The organism is Streptomyces sp. CB01580 (assembly GCF_001905795.1).
In the GTDB taxonomy this organism is placed as follows: domain Bacteria; phylum Actinomycetota; class Actinomycetes; order Streptomycetales; family Streptomycetaceae; genus Streptomyces.
Genome location: NZ_LIXJ01000004.1, coordinates 418,027 through 437,808 on the forward strand (window position 1 = coordinate 418,027; position 19,782 = coordinate 437,808).

General features: G+C 69.4%; 14 protein-coding genes and 1 tRNA gene. 6 read left to right on the plus strand and 9 right to left on the minus strand.

All coding sequences use genetic code 11. The features are described from left to right. The first annotated feature begins 105 nt into the window (after positions 1-105). Both AMK22_RS09930 and AMK22_RS09935 read left to right on the plus strand, forming a co-directional pair. On the plus strand, positions 106-312 hold the full coding sequence (locus AMK22_RS09930; RefSeq protein WP_073783410.1) for a hypothetical protein: 207 nt from the start codon (positions 106-108) through the stop codon (positions 310-312). Continuing rightward, positions 309-1,613: an MFS transporter gene (locus tag AMK22_RS09935; RefSeq protein WP_079186024.1), complete on the plus strand. Its 1,305-nt coding sequence runs from the start codon at positions 309-311 to the stop codon at positions 1,611-1,613. The genes AMK22_RS09930 and AMK22_RS09935 overlap by 4 nt, the downstream gene beginning before the upstream one ends. A 66-nt stretch (positions 1,614-1,679) precedes the next feature. Here the strand turns inward: AMK22_RS09935 and AMK22_RS09940 are convergent, their stop codons facing one another. The 4 genes from AMK22_RS09940 to AMK22_RS09955 all read right to left on the minus strand — a co-directional run bounded on the left by AMK22_RS09940 (position 1,680) and on the right by AMK22_RS09955 (position 7,556). Next, positions 1,680-2,477: a S16 family serine protease gene (locus tag AMK22_RS09940; RefSeq protein ID WP_242433897.1), complete on the minus strand. Its 798-nt coding sequence runs from the start codon at positions 2,475-2,477 to the stop codon at positions 1,680-1,682. A 101-nt stretch (positions 2,478-2,578) separates the two neighbouring features. Then, positions 2,579-3,220, minus strand: a complete 642-nt coding sequence (locus AMK22_RS09945; protein ID WP_073783412.1) for an IclR family transcriptional regulator — start codon at positions 3,218-3,220, stop codon at positions 2,579-2,581. 338 nt (positions 3,221-3,558) lie between these two features. Beyond that, entirely contained in the window at positions 3,559-5,601 is a 2,043-nt protein-coding gene (locus tag AMK22_RS09950) for a hypothetical protein (protein WP_073783414.1), read from the minus strand. 281 nt (positions 5,602-5,882) lie between these two features. Further along, the gene (locus tag AMK22_RS09955) at positions 5,883-7,556 is read right to left on the minus strand and encodes a hypothetical protein (protein WP_073783416.1); all 1,674 of its coding nucleotides are present in this window, start codon (positions 7,554-7,556) and stop codon (positions 5,883-5,885) included. A 366-nt stretch (positions 7,557-7,922) separates the two neighbouring features. Between AMK22_RS09955 and AMK22_RS09960 the strand changes: the two genes are divergently transcribed. Next, positions 7,923-8,492, plus strand: a complete 570-nt coding sequence (locus tag AMK22_RS09960) for a hypothetical protein (RefSeq protein ID WP_242433898.1) — start codon at positions 7,923-7,925, stop codon at positions 8,490-8,492. Positions 8,493-8,823: 331 nt separating this feature from the next. Here AMK22_RS09960 and AMK22_RS09965 read toward each other — a convergent pair whose 3' ends face one another. Further along, a complete protein-coding gene (locus AMK22_RS09965; protein WP_073783418.1) occupies positions 8,824-10,605 on the minus strand; it encodes a DEAD/DEAH box helicase in 1,782 nt (593 codons plus the stop codon). Positions 10,606-11,024: 419 nt separating this feature from the next. Continuing rightward, positions 11,025-12,515, minus strand: coding sequence for an MFS transporter (locus AMK22_RS09970; RefSeq protein WP_073783420.1), 1,491 nt, complete (start codon positions 12,513-12,515; stop codon positions 11,025-11,027). Positions 12,516-12,702: 187 nt separating this feature from the next. Here AMK22_RS09970 and AMK22_RS09975 point away from each other — a divergent pair. Continuing rightward, positions 12,703-12,777 (plus strand) — tRNA-Cys (locus AMK22_RS09975). An 87-nt stretch (positions 12,778-12,864) separates the two neighbouring features. Here AMK22_RS09975 and AMK22_RS38225 read toward each other — a convergent pair. From AMK22_RS38225 to AMK22_RS09990, 3 genes are all read right to left on the minus strand, one after another. Continuing rightward, positions 12,865-13,212 carry a hypothetical protein gene (locus AMK22_RS38225; RefSeq protein ID WP_143203537.1) on the minus strand — a complete coding sequence of 116 codons (348 nt, stop codon included), beginning with the start codon at positions 13,210-13,212 and terminating at the stop codon, positions 12,865-12,867. Between the two features lie 346 nt (positions 13,213-13,558). Further along, on the minus strand, positions 13,559-15,901 hold the full coding sequence (locus AMK22_RS09985) for a hypothetical protein (RefSeq protein ID WP_073783424.1): 2,343 nt from the start codon (positions 15,899-15,901) through the stop codon (positions 13,559-13,561). A 20-nt stretch (positions 15,902-15,921) separates the two neighbouring features. Then, entirely contained in the window at positions 15,922-16,356 is a 435-nt protein-coding gene (locus AMK22_RS09990; protein ID WP_073783426.1) for a hypothetical protein, read from the minus strand. A gap of 243 nt (positions 16,357-16,599) precedes the next feature. Here AMK22_RS09990 and AMK22_RS09995 point away from each other — a divergent pair, with 243 nt between their 5' ends. Next, the gene (locus AMK22_RS09995) at positions 16,600-17,505 is read left to right on the plus strand and encodes a serine/threonine protein kinase (protein WP_073783428.1); all 906 of its coding nucleotides are present in this window, start codon (positions 16,600-16,602) and stop codon (positions 17,503-17,505) included. Continuing rightward, on the plus strand, positions 17,502-19,724 hold the full coding sequence (locus AMK22_RS10000; protein WP_079186025.1) for a protein kinase domain-containing protein: 2,223 nt from the start codon (positions 17,502-17,504) through the stop codon (positions 19,722-19,724). The genes AMK22_RS09995 and AMK22_RS10000 overlap by 4 nt, the downstream gene beginning before the upstream one ends. Positions 19,725-19,782 lie beyond the last annotated feature (58 nt).

The window sequence follows — 19,782 nt, forward strand, 5'->3', positions numbered from 1 at the left end:
GACGCCGGACGCCGGACGCCGAGCAGCAAGCAGCAAGCAGCAAGCAGCAAGCAGCAAGCAGCAAGCAGCAAGCACGAACAACCCCACCGACCGGAAGGACACGCCATGCACCCCGAGGCCCACCTGTTGCTGCACCACCAGCGCTCCACCGAACTCCGGCAGCAGGCAACGGAGTTCCTCCTCACCCCGGCCGAACCGGGCACCGGGCTGCGCACCCGACTGGGCTGGTTCCTCGTCGAGTCCGGGCTGCGCATCCTGCCCCGTCGCTCCGGGCACCCGGGCCACGCATCCGCCCTGCCCGGCACGGCATGAGCGGCCTGACGCCCCGGAGTCGTATCCCGCTCGCCGCCGTACTGTCCGCCAACTCCATATCCACAGCCGGGACTTCGCTGACCATGATCGCGGTCCCCTGGTTCGTGCTGGAGACCACGGGCAGTGCGGGACGGGCCGGCGTCGTCGCCTTCTGCGCGACCCTGCCGATCATCGTTTCCGCGCTGATCGGCGGACCCGTCATAGACCGCCTCGGGCGCCGCCGGGTGTCCGTCGCCTCCGACCTGGTGTGCGGCCTCGCCGTCGCGGCCGTACCACTGCTCCACCGGACCGGCCTGCTCACGTTCTGGATGCTGTGCGCGTTGATGGCGGTCAACGGCCTGCTGCACACCCCGGGCAACACGGCACGTTACGTTCTGGTACCGGACCTGGCCGAGCACGCGGGCACCACTCTCGCCCGTGCCGCCAGCCTCTTCGACGCCGTCTCGCGCGGCGCCCGGATGGTCGGGGCGGCACTGGCCGGCGTACTGATCGCCCTCACCGGCGCAGAGACCGTACTGCTGCTGGACGCCGCCACGTTCCTGATGTCCGCGCTGCTGATCGCCCTCGGGGTACGAGGGGTGCGCGCGGCCGAGCCCCGCCGGACCGCGAACCCCGTCTCACTACGTGCGTACGGCGGCGAACTGCGCGAGGGCTACGCCTACTTGACGAGCAATCGGCTGTTGCTCGCGATCGTGCTGACGGTCCTCTTCATGAACGGCACCGATCAGGGCTGGAACGCCGTCCTGCTGCCGGTGCACGCGTCCGCGGAGCTGGGCGGAGCCCGGGACATCGGACTGCTCACCGCGCTGTTCGGCGCGGGCGGGCTGACCGGGGCCCTGTTGTACGGGGCGTTCGGACACCGTTTTTCGCGGTGGGCCGTCTTCACCGTGTGCATGGTGCTGTGCGGCGCGCCCCGGTACGCGGTCGCCGCGCTGACCGGGACGACGGCGCCGCTCGCGGTGACCATGGCGCTGAGCGGCATCGCGGGCGGGGTGCTGAACCCGGTCCTGACGACGGTGATCTACGGAAGCGTGCCCGACGCGCTGCGCAGCCGGGTCTCGGGGGTGCTCACGGCGGGCGGCGAACTCGCCATGCCGGTGGGCGGCCTCGCCGCGGGCCTGCTGGTGGAGGGCGCGGGCGCACGGGGTGCGCTGCTCGCCATGGGCGGTGTGTACCTGCTGGCGACGCTGAGCCCGCTGGTGTTTCCGGTGTGGCGCACGATGGACGGAGCGGCGGCGGGTTCCGTCCCGCCCGGGACGGAACCCGAGCCGGAGCCGACGACTGCCAAGGCGAAGGAATAGAGGAACAGCGGAAGAGGGGGAAGGAGGCCGCAGAGGGAGGGCGGGACTTTCGAAACACGCCCGAGGTCAGCAGCTCGGGACCTTGTGTCCCCGTTCCAACGCCCGGAGCGAGGACACCGCGTCGTTCAGGGTCGTGACCGGGATCAGTCGGAGGCCCTCGGGGAGTTCGGCGCGCGCCTCCGTGCATTCGGCCTTCGGGACGAGGAAGACGCCGGCGCCGTCCCGCCGCGCCGCCTGGGTCTTCAGCGACACCCCGCCGACCGGCCCGACCTTGCCGTTCGGCTGGATCGTGCCCGTGCCCGCGATCGTGCGACCGCCGGTGAGATCGCCTCCGGAGCCGTCGCCGTCGAGCTTGTCGACGATGCCGAGCGCGAAGAACAGCCCCGCGCTGGGGCCGCCCACATCGGCGAGGTGCAGGGTGACGTCGACCGAGCCCTTGGGCTTGCCGAGGTGGTTCAGGGCCGCGTCGACGGCGGAGTTCTGCGACTTCCTCATGTCTTCGAGGTTGTGCTTCTCGATCTCCTTCTCGGAGCCGCCGGTCGGATAGACCGATTCGCGGGGCAGGACCGCGCGGTCCGTCCGGAACCAGCTGTCGACCACGTCGCCGATGCCGACGTCGGCGGTGGGCGCGGTCGCGACGATCGTCGTCATCCTCAGCTCGCCGCTGGTGGTACGGGTGGGCGCGCCCTTGATGCTGATCACGGGGGTGCCGTGGTCGTCCCCGAGCACGTTCGCGGTCGTGCCGGGCTGCGCCAACGTGAACGGCAGGGGTGTGAACGCGGCCACGCCGAAGAGGGCGAGGACGGGCACGGCGCACAAGGCGAGGGCACGGGGGCGCGAGAGACGAGTGAGGCGAATGAGCACCCGCCCAATCTAACCGCCCGCGCGGGGCGCGGGTCGGCTCGGTGATACGGGCGGGCGCTCCCGGGTCCTCTCCGGGTCCTCTCCGCTTCCTCCCCCGGGTGCTATCTCAGCGCCTCCGCCACCTCCCGGGCCGCGTCCACGACCCGGGGTCCGACCCGTTCGGGTATGGAGTCCGAGAGCATCACCACGCCCACGCTCCCCTCGACGCCCGTCACCCCCACCAGCGCGGCCGCCGCACCGCTCGCCCCGGCCTCCAGTTCGCCGTGGGTGAGGGTGAAGGCCGCCCCGCCCGTCGGCTTCTGCCGGGCGGCGAGGATGGCCCGGCCGGCGGCACCCCGGTCCAGCGGGTGACGGAAGCCGGCCCGGTAGGCCACGTGGTAGTCGGTCCAGGTCGGTTCGACGACCGCCACCGCCAGCGCGTCGTTGCCGTCGACCAGCGTGAGGTGGGCGGTGGCCCCGATGTCCTCGGCGAGGGACCGCAACGCGGGCAGCGCCGCCTCCCGTACGAGCGGATGCACCTGACGGCCCAGGCGCAGCACACCCAGGCCGACCCGGGCCCGGCCGCCCAGGTCACGGCGCACCAGGGCGTGTTGTTCCAGGGTGGCAAGCAGACGGTAGACCACTGTTCGGTTGACGCCGAGCTTGTTGGACAACTCGGTGACGGTCAGGCCGTGGTCGGTGTCGGCGAGCAGTTTGAGGACTCTCAGTCCCCGGTCGAGCGTCTGGGAGGTCTCAGCGGTCACGACGCCCTCTCCTCTTGTGGTGAGCGGCGGCGGCTGGTTCCCATGAGCTGTGCGGCCACCGGTCCCGTCGGCGGCGCACGGAGAGGCCGCCTGCCTGGCCAAGACACCGGCTGCGCTCCGCGGCGGCGCTGCCACGGTGCGTTCATTCCGGGGGACAGTAGCGAGCGAGTCCGCTCAGCGGAAGACCTCGTCCAGAATCCGGGCGTGCGCCGGGAGCGAAACCCGGCGCGGAGGCATATGCGCCGGTCAGCGCGGCGGCGGCCGGATCCTGGATGTCTACGCGCGTCCAGGTCGGCCGACGCCTTGAGAACACTCCGCGTACACGATGCGAACGATCGTTAACTCACCGTGAACGAGCGCTGGATAACTTTTCCGTTCACAAGCACCTCGCAGGCTCTGATGGACTTGGTCGCCGGGTCACGGACGGTGAAGTTGAGGGCGAAGGTTCCGTCGAGTCCGACGACCCGGGTGACGTAGGAGTCGGAGGTCTGCTTCCCGTCCGCGGTGCGCCCGGTCACCGAGACCGTGGCGACGGGCGCGAAGCCCCGGCCGGTCACCTGGACCACCGTGCCGACGGGCCCCTCGGGCGGGGAGAGCGCGAACTCCGGCCCGGCGGGGACGGACCCGTCCTGGACGGTGAACGCCGCGGTCTCGGTCCGGGGGTTGACGAGGACCTCCCGGACCCGGATCGCGACGGTGCCGGCGTCCTTGACGGTGAAGGTCTGCGAGAACGCCCCGTCCAGCCCGACCACCTTGGTCCGCACCGCGTCGGACGTCTGCGACCCGTCGGCCCGCAGCCCGACGACGGACACGGTGGCGACGGGCGCGAAACCCTGCCCGAGGACGGTGACGGCGGTTCCCCTCGGACCCGCGGACGGGGTGAGGACGACGAAGGTCGGGGCCACGGCCAGCGGGGTGAGGGCCTGTGCGCCGCCCGCGGTGACCTGGAGCGCGTACGTGGCGCGCGGGGTGGAACCGGCCACCGTGACCGTACCGGTGAGCTTCCCCTCCCCGTCGATCCGCAGGGTCGAACCGCTGATCCCGGCGCTGTCGCAGGCGCTGCCGTCGGCGGCGCACAGCGCGGCGGCGGGCGTGGTCCCCGACGGCCAGTCGCCGCCCGACACGGCGATCGTCCCGCCCGGCTTGACCTTCGCCGCGCCCGCGAAGAGCGTCGCGGCGGCGTCGGTCACGGTGAACGGCGTGGTCAGTACGGTCGCCGGATCGTTGCCCTCGTCGACCTGGATCGCGGCGATGCCCGCGTCGGAGACGGTGAACTCGGCGGTGAACGTGCCGTCGGGGGTGCTCCTGGCGTAGACGGCGGTGTCGTCGAGCGTCGCCCCGTTCGCGTCCAGGCCGACGGTGTTGATCCACCGGTCCTGGTGGTAGTTGTCACCGGTGACCCGGATGACGCTGCCGAGCGGCGCACCGGCGCGGGAGAGCGTGATGGCCCTCGGCCCGCCGGGCACGAACGCCTTGACGGTCAGGGGCGCGGTCGCCTCCTTCGTGCCGTCACCGACCTTCACCAGGTACGAGCCGTCGGGCACCGCGCCCGCGTCGGCGAGCACCGCGCTCCCGGTCAGCTCCCCCGAACCGCTGATCACGAGCGTGCCGGAGACGAACTTGCCGGTGTCGCACCCGCCGCCGTCCGCCGCGCACAGCGACGGCACGGGGGTGGCCCCGGCGGTCCAGAGGCTGCCGGACAGGGCGACCCCGGTGGACGGCCGCACGGCGGTGGCGGGGGCGGTCAGGGTGGCGGGCAGTCCCGCGGTGCCCTCGGCGTCCACGGTGCCGATGGACCCGCCGCCGCTCACCACGGCGCAGGGCGTCTCGTAGGTGGAGCCGAGCACCTTCGTACGCGTCAGGTTGCGTACGGGGGTGAAGGAGATCGGCCCCTTGGCGTCGGCGGGGATGAGGAAGTCGCCTTCGTAGGGCGGTATCTCGATCGGCTTTCCGGCCGGGATGTCGAGGCTGACCTGGGGTCCGGTGACGGTGACCGTGCCGGTCGCACCGCCCGACATGGCGAGGTCGATGCTGGGGGTGGTGGGCACGTCGTTCAGGCTGAGCCCGCTGGTGGCGGGGGACGGTCCCAGGGTGACCTTCGCGTGGACCCTGCCGCCGGGGTCGACGACGGCGGGCGAGAGATCGACGCTCATCTGCTGCGGCCCGGTCGCCTCGCCCTGCCCCGCGGGCAGCGTGCAGTGGACGGTCGGGGTGACCGTACCGGCGTGGGCCGGGGGCGCGAGCGCGACGGTCCCGCCGGTCCAGACGAGGACGGTGCCCGCGGCGAGGGCGACGGCGCGGCGCAGCGCCGTGTCCGGCCTCTTCGGTCCTCTCGGTCCTGCCGATCTCTGTCGGACGGACGATCTCTGTCGGACGGACATACGACTCCTCCGTGGTCGGGGCGTGGCTGGGGTTCTCTTCGCACATGACCGGAGTCACGTGACCGGGGTTCTGCAGGCACGCGACCGGGATTCCGTGGGCGCACAGCCGGGATTCCCTGGGCACGCGACCGGGATTCCGTGGGCGCACGACCGGGGTTCCGTGGGCACGCGACCCGGTGTTCTCCTCGCATGCGAAAGGGCGGCGCCCGCCCGCTCCCTCGCGAAGAGCAGGCGGGCGCCTCCGGGACCTTCCTCCGACAGATCTCGGAGAAGGACGGATCTCAGAGAAGAGTGAGAGTCAGGGTGGCGCTGTAGTCCCCGGGCCTGGTGAATCCGGGGACCGTCAGCGTGAGGTCGGCGTCGGCGTCGAACCGACCGCCGGTGAACGGGCGGGACCCGTCCGGGTTCATCCGGCAGAGGCTCGCCGCCCGGCTCCCGAGCGTGGCGGGCGATCCCGCCACCGGTGTCCCCACGCTGCCGTCCCGGGCCGTGCATCTGGGGGTCCACCGGACGGCGTCCGCCGGGATGGTGCCGCCGTCGGAGCTGGTGAAGCCCGTGAGGGTGGCGGTCAGGGACCAGCCGCTGTCGACACCACGGGCGTCCTCCACCTCGACCCGGTTGAGCCGGGAGCGCTGCACACCGCTGCCGGTGCCCAGGACCGTCGTACCGAAGTCCACCACGTCCCCGTCCTGGACCATGGACAGGGTCCCGGCCCGGACCGAGGCGGTCAGTCTCTGGTCGGCGCTGCCGCCGCCCCCTCCCCCGCCGCCGTCCGTGGAGACGGTGAACGGGACGGTCCGTACGGTCGCCGGGTCGTTGCCCTCGTCGGCCTGGACCGCGGTGATCGCGTCGGAGACCACGGTGAACTCGACGGCGAAGGTGCCGTCCGGGGCGCTCTTGACGTAGACCGCACTGTCGTCGATCCCGGTGCCCGTCGCGTCGAGGCCGATGACGTTGATCCAGCGGTCCGGGTTGTAGTTCCTGCCGCTGACCGTGATCACCGTGCCGACCGGTCCGCTGTCCCGCGAGAGCGAGATCTCCCGGTCGCCGGCCGCGACGGCCTCGACGGTGAGGGGGGCGGTGGCTTCCTTCGTGCCGTCGTTGACCTTCACCTCGTACCGGCCGTCCGGCACCGACCCCGCCGGGGCGAGGGTGGCCGTGCCGTGCAGCGTTCCGTGGGCGTCGATGCCGAGGTCGTTGCCGCTGAACTTCAGCGGATCGCAGCCGCCACCGCCCACCGCGCAGAGCGACGGCACCGGAGTGCCGCCCGGGGTCCAGCCCGAACCGTCCAACGTCACCGGGGTGTTGGGGCGCACCGGGTCGGCGGGGGCGGTCAGGGTGGCGGGCGCGGAACCGGTGCCCTCCACCGTGACGGTGCCGATGGAACCGCCCCCGTCGACCACGTCGCACGGCGTCTCGAAGACGGAACCGAGCACCTTGGTCTGCGTCAACGTGCGGACCGGGGCGAAGGAGACCGCACCGGACGCGCTCGCCGGGACGAGGAAGTCACCTTCGTACGGCGGGAGTTCGATCGGCTTGTCGGCCGGGACGTCCATCGTGAACTCGGCGCCCCGCACCGTGACGGTTCCGGTGGCCCCGCCGGACATCGCCAGGTCGAGGCTGGGGATGGTGGGCACGTCCTCCAGGGCCAGCCGACTGGTCGCGGGGGACGGTCCCAACGTGACCTTCGCGTGCACCTTTCCACCGGGCGCGACGACGGCGGGTGACAGTTCGACGGTCATCTCCTGCGGCCCGGTCGCCTCGCCCTGGGCCGCGGGCAGGACGCAGTGGACGGTCGGGGTGACCGTATCGGCGCCCCGCCCCGCGACCGACGGGCCGTCCGGCCCGGTCTCCCCGGCCCCGGCGGCGGCGGCCGCGACCCCGACACCGCTCAGCAGCAGCACGAAACAGGCGGCGAGCAGCCCGGTCGCACCGGGTCTTCGTCGTCGGATCACCAGACACCCCTCCATGGCCCGTTGATTGCGCACATTGAGGAGGGCACGTGCGGAGAAGTCAAGAGAGAAACGAATGATCCTTGTTCGAAATGCCCGAAAGGCATTTCACGAGGATTTTTCATGCACTGGTCGACATCTCTTGACATCTCTGAAGATCATGGTTTCACTCACCCGACATGCCAGGCCCGGCAGGAACGAGCGAACACTCGGCAGGCCGGCAGGCCGTGAATCCACCTCTTCATGATTCCGAAATCCCGCCATTCCGTGGCTCCGCAACTCCGCAACTCCGCGCACCTTCGAGTCCGTGGATTGCGGATCAGCGGATCTTCGGGTCCTCGAATCCAGCCGAAAGGGGTTCATCCCGTCATGTCGATCATTCCCGTACCGTCGCCCACGCCAGGAACGCCGAGCCGAAGACACGTCCGCGTCCCGCTGGTACTGGCCGCGGCCTGTTCCGCGGCCGCCGCGCTGGCCCTGGCACCGACGGCCCACGCCGTGACCCCGCTCACGGCGACGGCCACGTACGACTGCGGCGCCTGGGGCAGCGGCCTCGCCACCCTGACCGCCGCCGACTCGGGCACGTCCAAGACCATCAAGATCACGTCCACCGCGATCACGATGCCGCCGGGCACCAGCGCGGACCCGAACAGCATCACGACGACGCTCAAGCTGACCAGGACCTCGGGCGGTGCGACCAGTCAGGTGCAGTTCTCGGGCAAGACCAACCCGGGAATGAGCGGCGGCAGCCCGATCGCGCTGGGCCCGCTGAAGCTCACCTCCGGCACGCTGGCGGCCGGTGACCGCACCGATTCCGTGGTGCTGTCCACTCCCCCGAGCGCCACCAACTGGTCTCTGCAGATCGTGGCCTCGTCCCCGACCTCGGCCACCGTTCCGTGCGTGGCCACTTCGGCCCAGTCCACGGCGTTCACCTGGTGAACACCGGCCGGGCGCCCACCGCCCCGGCACCCACCGGTCCGGTCCTCCGCCCCACCGATCCGGCGTCCGCCGGTGCGCGGCCCGCACCCGCTCCGTACCGCGTCCACCCCTGACGCACGCTCCCCATCCGCACCGACGGCAACGGCCCGGGGCGAGGACCACCGTCCCCTCCCCGGGCCGTTGCACCAGCGATCCCGGCCGACGCTCCGGACCGTCCCCGGCACCCCGCCGCTTCGATCGCGTCACTGCGGTCGCGTCACTGCGATTCGATCGCGTCACTGCGGTCGCATCACTGCGGTCACGTCACTTCGGGCAGCCCCTTCAGCGGCCGTCACCTCATACGGGTGGCCCACTCCTGGACCTTCTTGATCCGCTGCTGGATCTGCCCGGCCGTGGCCTCCGCGCTCGGCGGGCCACCGCACGCCCGACGCAGCTCGGTGTGGATCACTCCGTGCGGCTTGCCGCTCTGGTGCGTGTACGCCGACACCATCGTGTTGAGCTGTTTGCGCAGCCCCAGCAACTGCTTGTGCGTGACCACCGGCCGCGCCTCGGCCGGCTTCTCCAGCAGATCCGCCTCGTCGGCCGGTTTCTGCCGGCTGTGCGCGATCTGCCGGGACTGCCGCTTCTGGAGCAGCAGCTGCACCTGGTCCGGCTCCAGCAGCCCCGGAATCCCCAGGTAGTCCTGCTCCTCCTCACTGCCGGGGTGCGCCTGCATCCCGAACTCGGCACCGTCGTACAGCACCCGGTCGAAGACCGCGTCCGACTCCAGCGCCTCGAAGGGCAGCTGGTCCTCGGTCTCCTCGTCCTCCGCCCGCTCGGCGTCGGCGAGGAGCTTGTCCTCCTCCGCGAACGGGTTCTCCTCGTCGCTGCCCTTCTTGGGCTTGTCGAGGACGTGGTCGCGTTCGACCTCCATCTCGTTCGCGAAGTCGAGCAGCATCGGAATGGTGGGCAGGAAGACCGAGGCGGTCTCACCGCGCCTGCGCGAACGCACGAAACGCCCGACGGCCTGCGCGAAGAAGAGCGGCGTGGAGATGGTGGTGGCGTACACGCCCACGGCCAGGCGCGGCACGTCGACGCCCTCCGACACCATGCGGACCGCGACCATCCAGCGCGAGTCGTCCGCGCTGAACTGGTCGATCTTCTTCGACGCGGCCTTCTCGTCGGAGAGGACCACGGTGGGCTTCTCGCCCGTGACCTTCTTCAGGAGCTTGGCGTACTCGCGCGCCGAGTCCTGGTCGGTGGCGATGACCAGTCCGCCCGCGTCCGGGATGCCCTTGCGCACCTCGGTCAGCCGTTTGTCGGCGGCGGCCAGCACATTGGGGATCCAGTCGCCGGTGGGCGAGAGGGCGGTCCGCCACGCCTGCCCGATGGCGTCCTTGGTCATCGGCTCGCCCAGGCGGGCGGCGATCTCGTCGCCGGCCTTGGTGCGCCAGCGCATGTTGCCGCTGTAGCTGAGGAAGATCACCGGTCGGACGACCCCGTCGGCGAGCGCGTTGCCGTAGCCGTACGTGTAGTCGGCCGAGGAACGCCGGATGCCGTCGTTGCCCTCTTCGTACTCGACGAAGGGGATCGGGTTGGTGTCGGACCGGAACGGCGTACCGGTGAGCGCGAGCCGACGCGTCGCCGGGTCGAACGCCTCCAGGCACGCCTCGCCCCAGGACTTGGAGTCACCGGCGTGGTGGATCTCGTCGAGGATCACAAGGGTCTTGCGCTGCTCGCAGCGGTTGCGGTGCAGCATGGGGCGGACGCCGACACCCGCGTAGGTGACCGCGACCCCGTCGTACTCCTTGCTCAGCGGGCCCGCGCTGTAGTCCGGGTCGAGCTTGATGCCCACCCGGCCCGCTGCCTCGGCCCACTGCTTCTTCAGGTGCTCGGTCGGCGCGACGACGGTGACCTGCTGCACGACGTGGTGATGCAGCAGCCATGACGCGAGGGTCAGCGCGAAGGTGGTCTTCCCCGCGCCGGGGGTGGCGACCGCGAGAAAGTCGCGCGGCTGGTCCTGGATGTACTTCTCCATGGCGCCCTGCTGCCAGGCTCGCAGCTTCCCGGCCGTGCCCCAGGGGGCGCGGCCGGGAAAGGCGGGTGAGAGGTGGTGGGAGGCGGTAGTAGTCACGGTCTCCGGTTCGGGTCTCTCGGGTACGTGGGTGCTGTCCGTACGGGCCGGGACGGACCCGCAGGCGATACGACAACCGGGCCACCCTACCGGTGGGCGGGGCGGAACCGCGTACAGACGAACGGCGGTTCGTCCGCGCTGAGACCGCCCTCACAAACGTCACAAAACGACGTCACGCGCGGCAGATGCTGGGAGCCTCTCCGCGATCCTCTGCCTGTCGAGAGCCCCCTTGCACACGTCCAGTACGAACTTCTCGGCCTCGCCGACGTCGAAGCCCGCGCCCAGCCGATGCCCGTTGACATGCGGGAAGACCCGGGTCGCACACCAGGCGACGCGTTGGTGAGCAGTGCCCGGCCGGGCCGAGCGATGCCGGGCCTCGCCGAGCGGTGCCCGGCCGCGCCGGACGATGGCGGGCCAGGCTAAGCCTTGGCCCGCACCCGGGACGCCACCCACGCCCCCACCAGCGCCACCCCCGCCATCGGCAGGAAGACCGCCGCGAACGCCCCCGGATGCGAACCGGACCCGCCCGCCGCCACCGCCTCGTGCACGGCACCCACCGTCCCGCCGCCGAGCGCCGCGAAGGCGGCACCGCCCGCGGCGAGCAGCAGGACGTTGGACAACCCGTCGGAGATCTGGAGGGCGGCGGAGTTCGCCCCGGCCTCCTCCGGCGCCGACAGCTTCAGCAGCAGCACGCTCGTCGACGCGATCACCATGCCCATGCCGAAGCAGCCGAAGGCCCAGGCCACGGCGAGGGTCCAGACCGGCACGGCGTCGATCAGCACGGACGGCGCGGCGGCGATCGCGGCGGCGACCAGCACCATGCCGCCCACCATCAGGCGTTCCCGGTACGGCTCCAGGCGCGGCCGGGACTGCACGAACGAACCGAGAGCCCAGGTCCCGCCCCCGGCCGCGAGCGAGAGCCCGGCCAGCGTCGGGCTCAGCCCACGCTCGGTCACCAGCATCAGCGGTACGAACGACTCGGCGGCGATGAACGAACCGGCCGCCACCCCGCGCAACAGCACCACGGACGGCAGTCCGCGCGCCGCCCGGCCGGTACCCGGCGGCAGCAACCCGCGCACGGCGGGCACGAGCAGGGCGAAGCCCGCGGCGGCCGGCAGCAGCGCGAACCAGTTCCGCTGCTGCCCGGCGTACTGGAGCAGTCCGGCGCCCAGCGAGATGCCGAGCGCGAGCAGGATGCGACGGCGGTCGTACGGTTCGGCGCCCGCCGAGGGGTCGGGCGGCCCAGAGGCCCGGCGCCGGATCGCGGGCAGCGCGAGCGCCAGCGGGAACACCACCAGTACGGGGATGCCGATGAAGACCCACCGCCACCCCAGGTGTTCGGTCACCGTGCCGGAGGCGAGCGGCCCGACGACGGACGGGATCACCCAGCTCGCCGCGAACGCCGCCATGATCGACGGTCGCAGCCGCTCCGGATAGGCCCGGCTGATCACCACGTACAGCGCCACGATCACCAGCCCGCCGCCGAGCCCCTGCACGGCCCGCCCCGCGACGAACAGCCACATGGTCCCCGCGGTCCCGGACAGCAGCAGCCCGACCCCGAACGCGCTGATCCCGGCGGCGAGCGGCCCCAGCGGCCCCCGCCGGTCGGCCCACTGCCCGGACAGCACCATGGCGAACAGGCTGGTCGTGAAGTACGCGGAGAACGCGAACGCGTACAGCGGAATACCGTCCAGCTCCCGCGCGGCCACCGGCATCGCGGTCCCCACGGCGGTCGCCTCGAAGGCGATCAGGAACACGACGGAGACGATGCCGATGCTGAGCGCCCGGTACGACCGCCCGAGCACCCCGCCGGTCTCGGCGAGCGCGGTGGAGGACAGGGCCGAAGCCGGTATGGGCGGTTCGTCGGTGGCGGTGCCGGTATCGGCGTCTCGGGGTTCCAGGGCACTCATGGCCCCAGAGTAAGGGGCATACGTGCAGGTGGGCCCTGTCGGGAGGAGGTCCTCCGCTAGGCCGTTGGTCGTAGGACCGGAACCCCCCGTTCGTGAACGCCGTATGGCAGTCCCGTTGCACCCCGCCCCGCGCCCTTGAGCCGCCCCGGTCCGCGCCTCTACGGTCGAACCACGACGAGGAACACATGACCGTGTGCCCGAGTGGTTCAGGGGCTCGACTGCAACTCGAGTTACACCGGTTCGAATCCGGTCACGGTCTCCATCGGCGGTTCAGGATCCTGGATCCCCCGGCAACGCCCCGCCCATCGAACCCGAGGCGTCAGCCGATCAGGGCCAGGTCAGGACCGCATCAGGACCGGGGCGTCAGCACCGCCTTCTCTGGCAGCCCGCCGTTGTTCTCGCACTGCAACTTCTTGGCCACGGCCAAGGAAGCGGCATGGATGATCGTCATGTTCTCCGCAAAGTGCTCCAGCGTGTTCTGCGCGGTGGCCTTCCCGTGGGTGAAGTTGCCGTAGATGCGCATCGGATGTTCCTTCGACCCCTTGAACTGAGGGCTCACACACTCGAAATAGAGAGAAGCTCCTGCAGGGGCCGCCTCGGACCGCTTCCCCATGGTGTAGTAGTGCCGACCACTCACATACTTGTCGTTCACATCCTGCGGCGGATACATATCAAAATTGATCTTCGCATCGCTCATCATTCCACCTCCTTTCGGGCTCAGCTCGCACAGCCTGCCTCCTGGCGCCCACCTGTGCCCCGACTCGTACCCGGCCTTCAGCCCGTCAACGACTCGTTGCATACCTTTCGAACTGCTCCAGGAAAAGGACGTCGCATCCGTGACGGTCTCAACTGTCCTCTCCAGCGGACCCGCGAACAGCCCTTCACACACCTGCGCTGCCCCGACATGGTCCGGAGGCTCCTCCTCGCCGCAGCCTGCCGCACCCACTCCGAAAGTCGCCACCATCCCGACAGCACACCAAACGCGTCGCGATCGAACCGACCTCATACGCCTCACCCCTCCCGCGCACCTCACCGAACTGGACTCACGTCTGAGGATCATTGCCCTGCTGCTGCGCACGGTCGTTCCCGACCCCATATCCGATCCGCATCGACTCCTTCAAGTCCTGGCGAAAATCGGAGTCGACAGCAGTTGCATGCCTCTCCAGGAAATTTTCCATGGGCGCCTCAGCCATGGACTCGCCACCGCTAAACACCTTGCTCTTCTCTTCCCGAGTGAGTTCCTCAATCTTTTCCTTGTGTTCATCCACGGACTGGTCGGACAGGTCCCCGATGAAATTTCCGATGACGTTTTCCACGAGTCCGCTACCCGCATCAGTCCCCACCTCGATAAGTGTTGCCGCCGCACCTGCGGCTGCAACGGGCGGCAGAAAGGCAACCCCTGCGGCGATGCCTACACCGGCTCCGAACTCGATCCAGCCGGAACGGGCGGCCACGGCCTTCTCGTAATCCTCTTGATCCTTCATCTTCGATGCCACGACCTGATCCGCACGGGCCTGGTCGAGCATGCCCTGCACCTCCGCGCCCGTACCCACCACTGCCCGCGCGCCACCCTCGTTGATCTTGCCGTCCGGACCCACTTGGCGCTCCAGCATGTTGGAACTGTAAATCTGCTCGGCAGTAGAGACTGTCGCATATGCGTCTGGGTGATGCCCCAGGGTGGTGAGGAATCTACGCGTGACGGCTCTTACTTCACCTTCTTCCATGTCGGAGAAGTCGAGACGCCCCTCCGATCCATTGCCTGACGCAAAGAGACTGCCCGGATCGCGCTTTTCCAGGCCCCAGTTGATGTCGTCGATGTACCCGGCAGCCATGACCCCGAGGCTGCCGGACATCGCTTCATGCGTATTGGGCAGGCCGGCATCTGTGCCGTACTTCTCCATGACCATGCGCATGACGTTGGCGTTGTCCGCGTCCCGTGTGACACCCTCATGCGGGCTGTCGTGCGGATAGCCGAGAGTCGCCGCCTCCAATGCGTGCCCCAGTGAGGCCGGCATGTAGTCGAGCGCCTTCTTCTGTTCCTTCGGGTCGAGCGAGTCGACGTCTCCGTAGGACGTCCACTTCTCGTTCCCGAAGAAGTCGAGGTAATTCCCGATGGCCGCATCATCCTCGCCTTTGCCGAGGTTGGCCGTCGCACCCTTGTTGACCGTGCCGTCCTCGTTGTACGCAGTCGGCTCATCGGCGAAGAAGTGTTTCGCCGCATCGGGGCTGTGTCCGAGCGCCTCCAGCATGGACACGGTCGGATCGTAGCCGGAGCCATTGACGCCCGAGGGGTTGAACGGGTTCTTAAACGGGCTGTTCACCACCTTGTTCTGCGCGAAGAGGTAGGGGTCCTTCTGGTGCAGCTGGGCCACATGCTCGGCGATCGGGTTGAGGAACTTCGCGTCATAGTTTCCATACCGCATGATGCCGCCAAGCAACTGGTAGCCGAAGGGGCTGTTGCTGTCGTACTTGGCCAGTGGGACGTGCTGCGTGCCCAGCTTTCGCAGCTCCGGACCCCATTTGTCGCTGAACTCCTTGTCGTGTGACGCGGTGGCCAGGTTGAGCCCCAGATTCTTCTGGAGATCCTGGGCATCCTTGAGCCGCTCCTTGTCGACCTTTCCGTAATCGTACGTGTCCGTCGAGAGCTGCCCAAAGAACGCAAGGGACTTCTCCGGACCGAGCTTCTCGTAGAAGTTCTTCGCGAATTCCGGTGATCTGGCGTTGTCGCGAAGCAGTTCGTTGAGCGCCTGGAGTTCGGTGTGCGTGAGGTCGCGGCCCTTGGCGGCGAGTGCGGCAGCGCGGGCCGCCTCCTCCTGGTCCAGTTTCGTGTACTTCGGCGCGTTGAAGTCCTGACGGTCGGTGACGTTGGCCTCAAGCGCGTTCTTGAACGCGATATCCGTGTCGTTGCAGTTGTCGACGATGAGGCCGATCTTCTTCTGCCACGCCTCGATACTGGCCTTCTCCTTGCGCAGGAGTTCGGAGTAATCGGGGTCGTGCCGTGCGGCCGGAATCTCCGAAACAGGATGCCGGGCCGTGACCTTGCCCTTGGCATCGACATGAACTCCAGCCGCCGGTCCCTCGTCGTCCCGAATGCTAATCAGGTCGTCCTTGGCCTTCTTGATGGCCGTGTGGGCGTCCTCAAGGATCTGTTTGACGCCCTTGGCCTCGGCCGCCGCGTCCCCGAACTCCTTCGCGGTCTTCCCGATGAATCCCCTGGTGACCCCGGCGTTGACGCCCTCCCACTCGGCCTTGCCCGCCTTCGCCTTCATGCCGTTGCGAGCATCCTCGGCCAAACGCTCCAGCTTGGTGACCATCTCGGACCAGTCATCGGCGGCCGTCTTCAGCTTGCCCACGGGCGCGTCGACGACGTCCTCGAACTTCAGCATGTACCCATCCCCCCGATGCACTACTTCAAATACTCGTTCAGCTTGGAGATCGAAATCAGATCACCAGCAATCTGGACGTCGTCCTTCGTATGGGCCGCCTTGCTGTAGTCGAGATGATTCGAGATCTGCGCACAGGCATTCAGAAGCGTCCTCAGTTGTGTGTTCCACCGGTCATGGACCTTCAGCAGCGCCGATCCGCTCGAAAAGTTGCCGTTGGTCAACGCGAGCGACGCCTCGAACGTCGAAGGTCGGGCATGGTCACCGTCCTTGGAAAGCCGAGTATGCAACCCGTATGCCTCATTCCCAATGGCACCCAAGTTGTCCTGATTTACCGCCAGATCGGCCGCACCGGCTCCGCTTGACCCGCCTTTTCCGTCATCAACACCGTTGAGTCTCGTATCGACCCGTTGTGTCGACTCCGCACGAAGCGCTGCCCACTCCTCGTCAAACGTCACGGGTTCTCCACGTTCCCTTCCCCCTGAACATTGCCGCGGCCGCGGTCGCGGGCCCGTCGATGACTCAAGATATCTGGACGATTTTGTCTGCGGGAAGCCGGGACGCGATGCTCCGGCCCATTGACGAGTGGCGCCCCCGTTTTCACCATGACCCTCAACAAGGGTCATGGGCACGGCCGTTGGGATCACCATCTGCGGGACTGAGTAGGCTGCTCGTGTTCCGTGACGTCCGGGGGTCCCTGCATGCAACAGCCACACCGCTCCCCCGCCCGGCGGATCGGCCCCTACACGGTCATCACGAGGCTGGATCCGACCGACCCCGGGGCATCGCCCGTTCCCGAGCAACGTTTCATCGCACGCAGCGCGGACGGCGACCGGACTTCGGTGGTGAGCGTCCCGCTGGACAACGCGACTTCCGCTCGATTCCTCGTCGAGGCACAGGCATCCCGATGCCATCTCGGTCCGTGGTTCGCTCCCGTCACCGAGTGCGCGGACCCCGGCCTGCCCGTGTGGTGCGCGCGCCCGTACCTGCCCGCCGTCCCGTTGCCGACGGCCCTGGCCGTCCACGGGGGTCCGTTCCCCGACGACACGCTACGGGACCTGGGCGCCCGTCTGGCGGGGACGATAGCCATCGCCCATGCCTCCGGACTGGCGTATGCCGGGGTGTCCCCCGCCTCCGTACTGCTGGCAGGGGACGGTCCGCGACTCACCTGCTTCGGTGCGGTCCGGACCGCCGCCGAGGACGGACAACCGCGCTCCGGACTTCCCGGCCTGGAGCCAGGCAGCCTCCCACCCGAACAGGCGGCGGGCGGACGACCTCGGCCACCGGGCGACGTCTATGCGCTGGGCGCCGTGCTCGCGTACGCGGCGACCGGCCACACCGTCCCCGAACGGGATGAACTTCCCGTCATGCTGCGTTCACTCGTGCCGGCCTGCCTCTCCCGGGATCCCGCGGCCCGCCCCCGGGCGATCGACGTACTCCAGGCCCTCTCGCCCGACTCGCCCACCTCACCGGTCGCCACCGTCCTGGACCTGGAACCGGAAGCACACCGTATGCGGCTGCCCGGCCGGGTGATCGCGGCGATCGCCCAGCAGTCCGCGTCGGTTCTCGCAGCAGACGTCCAACGCCATCCGGAAGCTGACGAATGATCAAGCCCCTGCTCCACGAGGACCCGCAGCACATCGGTACCTACCGGCTGGTCGCCCGGCTCGGCAGCGGCGGCATGGGAACGGTCTATCTGGCGCGCTCCCCCGGCGGCCGTACCGTCGCCGTCAAGACCGTGCACGCGCACATCGCCGCCGACGCCGCCTTCCGCACCCGCTTTCGTCTCGAAACCGACGCCGCGCGCATCATCGGGGGCCGGTACGGGGCGCAGGTCATCGGTGCCGACCCGCTCGCCGGGACGCCCTGGCTGGCGACGGAGTACGTGCTCGGTCCGTCCCTGGACGAGGCGGTCTCCCTGTGCGGACCACTGCCAGAACCCAGTGTGCGGGCCCTGGGCGCCGTGCTGTGCGGAGCGCTCGGGCAGCTACACGGATCGGATGTGGTGCACCGCGATCTGAAGCCGTCCAACATCATGATCACGGCGTACGGTCCGAAGGTCATCGACTTCGGTATCGCCCGCGCGATCGGCGACGACCGCCTCACCCGCGTGGGAGCGGCGGCCGGTACACCCGCCTTCATGTCCCCGGAACAGGCGAGCGATCGGGAGCACACATCGGCCGGTGACGTGTTCGCTCTGGCCGGTGTCCTCGTCTTCGCCGCCTCGGGTCACGGCCCGTTCGGCGGCGGGCAGCCGGCCGACCTGCTCTACCGGGTCCGTTACGCCGATCCGGACCTGACCGGCGTACCGGCCGCGCTGGCCCCGCTCCTGGCCCGGTGCCTCACGAAGGACCCGCCCCTGCGGCCGACCACACGTGAGCTGGCTGCCGCACTCCATGACGGGCACGGCCAGTTCGCGGATCATCTGCCCCCCGTCCTTCTCGCGGAGATCGCCCGTCGCGCGACGGAGGTCTGGCAGTTCAGGCCCGAGCGCCTTCCGGCGACACCGCCGGAACAGTCCGTCACAGGGTCCGGAGCATCGGCGCCCGGGCACAAGACGGGGATGTCACGTCGCAAGCTCCTGTCCCTCGCCGGCCTGGCGACGGCCGGGGTCGCCGGAGCCGGGCTGTGGTTCCGGCCGGGCCTGTCCGAGGCGAAGGACGCGAAAACGCCGTCCGCTGCGGGGTCGGGACCCGCCGCTTCGCCGACGGCCCGGGACGTGGAAGGGCCATGGCGCATTGTGTGGAGCACCGATCCGTCCATGGCCGACGACACGCTGCCACCGCTCTTCGCGGGCAGGACCGTCATGGTGGATTACGGGGGCCATCTGCGCGGTCTGGACCCGGCCGACGGCACACACCTCTGGACCTACTCCACGACGTCTTCCGGCTCCTGGGCCGTCGCGGACGGCTCCCGGCTCTATGGGATCGTCGGCTCGACGGAGAAGGAGCATGTGCTCGTATCAGTCGATCCCACCACCGGCTTGAAAGCTCGTTCCCTTGCCGACCAGTCCGATTTCAAACTGCCGTCCTCGGGTGGCTCTGCGGACCTCTTGCACGCGTCCGGCGGGAGCATCTACCTGGCGGCCGGGAGCGACACGCCGAATGAGTACGACTGGCACCTGCACGCCGTGGACAGCTCTTCGGGAAAGGTCCGTTGGCGCGTCCCCCTCAAGGAAGCCAAGAAGGGAGACGGCTACAGCAGGGGCTTCGCCAAGGTCATCGGGAACCGGCTCATCCTGGGAGAAGCGCCGCACGACCTCTTGCTCACCGCGTTCGACACCCGTTCAGGGAAGGTGCTGTGGCAAAACACCCTGCCAGGATGGGCTTCCGAGTCCTCCACGCCTGTGACGACCGGCGAGCAGCTCGCGAGCGATGGTTCACAGGTGTATCTCGGGTCGCGCACACTCCAAGCGGTCAGCCTGACCACCGGCGTGGCGATCTGGGAGTTCGGTCGCGACCGCTATTTCGAAAGGTACGAGAACAGCTACAACCATTACGGGCCCCCTGCCGTACGGGACGGCGTGGTCTACGCCACCGAGAAAGGCCGGGGAATCGTCGCCGTGGACGCGAAACGCGGCGAACTCCTCTGGGAAGTGCCGGTCCCGGACGGCAACGCATCGACCAGAGCCGCACCGCCCGTCCTCGGCAGGACACGTCTTTATTACGGGGAAGCCTCCGGACTGGGGTTGATCGACCTGAGCACCCGGAAGTACGTACGGTCGTTGAAGACGCCGATCCGCAGCTTCGCCCTCGCCACCGACAAGCGCACGCTCGTCGGCAGTGCTCAAGACGGCACGGTGGAAGCCCTGCGCCTGGACGAATGACACCCCACCACCGCGTGCCCTGCGTGAAGCACGCCCGCCCCTCCGGCTCACCTGCCCC

Excerpts from the sequence above, each read along its gene's own strand:
- AMK22_RS38225 (WP_143203537.1), bottom strand. The coding sequence starts at position 13,212 with ATGAGCGATGCGAAGATCAATTTTGATATGTATCCGCCGCAGGATGTG.
- AMK22_RS09950 (WP_073783414.1), bottom strand. The coding sequence starts at position 5,601 with ATGTCCGTCCGACAGAGATCGTCCGTCCGACAGAGATCGGCAGGACCG.
- AMK22_RS09935 (WP_079186024.1), top strand. The coding sequence starts at position 309 with ATGAGCGGCCTGACGCCCCGGAGTCGTATCCCGCTCGCCGCCGTACTG.
- AMK22_RS09930 (WP_073783410.1), top strand. The coding sequence starts at position 106 with ATGCACCCCGAGGCCCACCTGTTGCTGCACCACCAGCGCTCCACCGAA.
- AMK22_RS09970 (WP_073783420.1), bottom strand. The coding sequence starts at position 12,515 with ATGAGTGCCCTGGAACCCCGAGACGCCGATACCGGCACCGCCACCGAC.
- AMK22_RS09960 (WP_242433898.1), top strand. The coding sequence starts at position 7,923 with ATGTCGATCATTCCCGTACCGTCGCCCACGCCAGGAACGCCGAGCCGA.
- AMK22_RS09985 (WP_073783424.1), bottom strand. The coding sequence starts at position 15,901 with ATGCTGAAGTTCGAGGACGTCGTCGACGCGCCCGTGGGCAAGCTGAAG.
- AMK22_RS09995 (WP_073783428.1), top strand. The coding sequence starts at position 16,600 with ATGCAACAGCCACACCGCTCCCCCGCCCGGCGGATCGGCCCCTACACG.
- AMK22_RS10000 (WP_079186025.1), top strand. The coding sequence starts at position 17,502 with ATGATCAAGCCCCTGCTCCACGAGGACCCGCAGCACATCGGTACCTAC.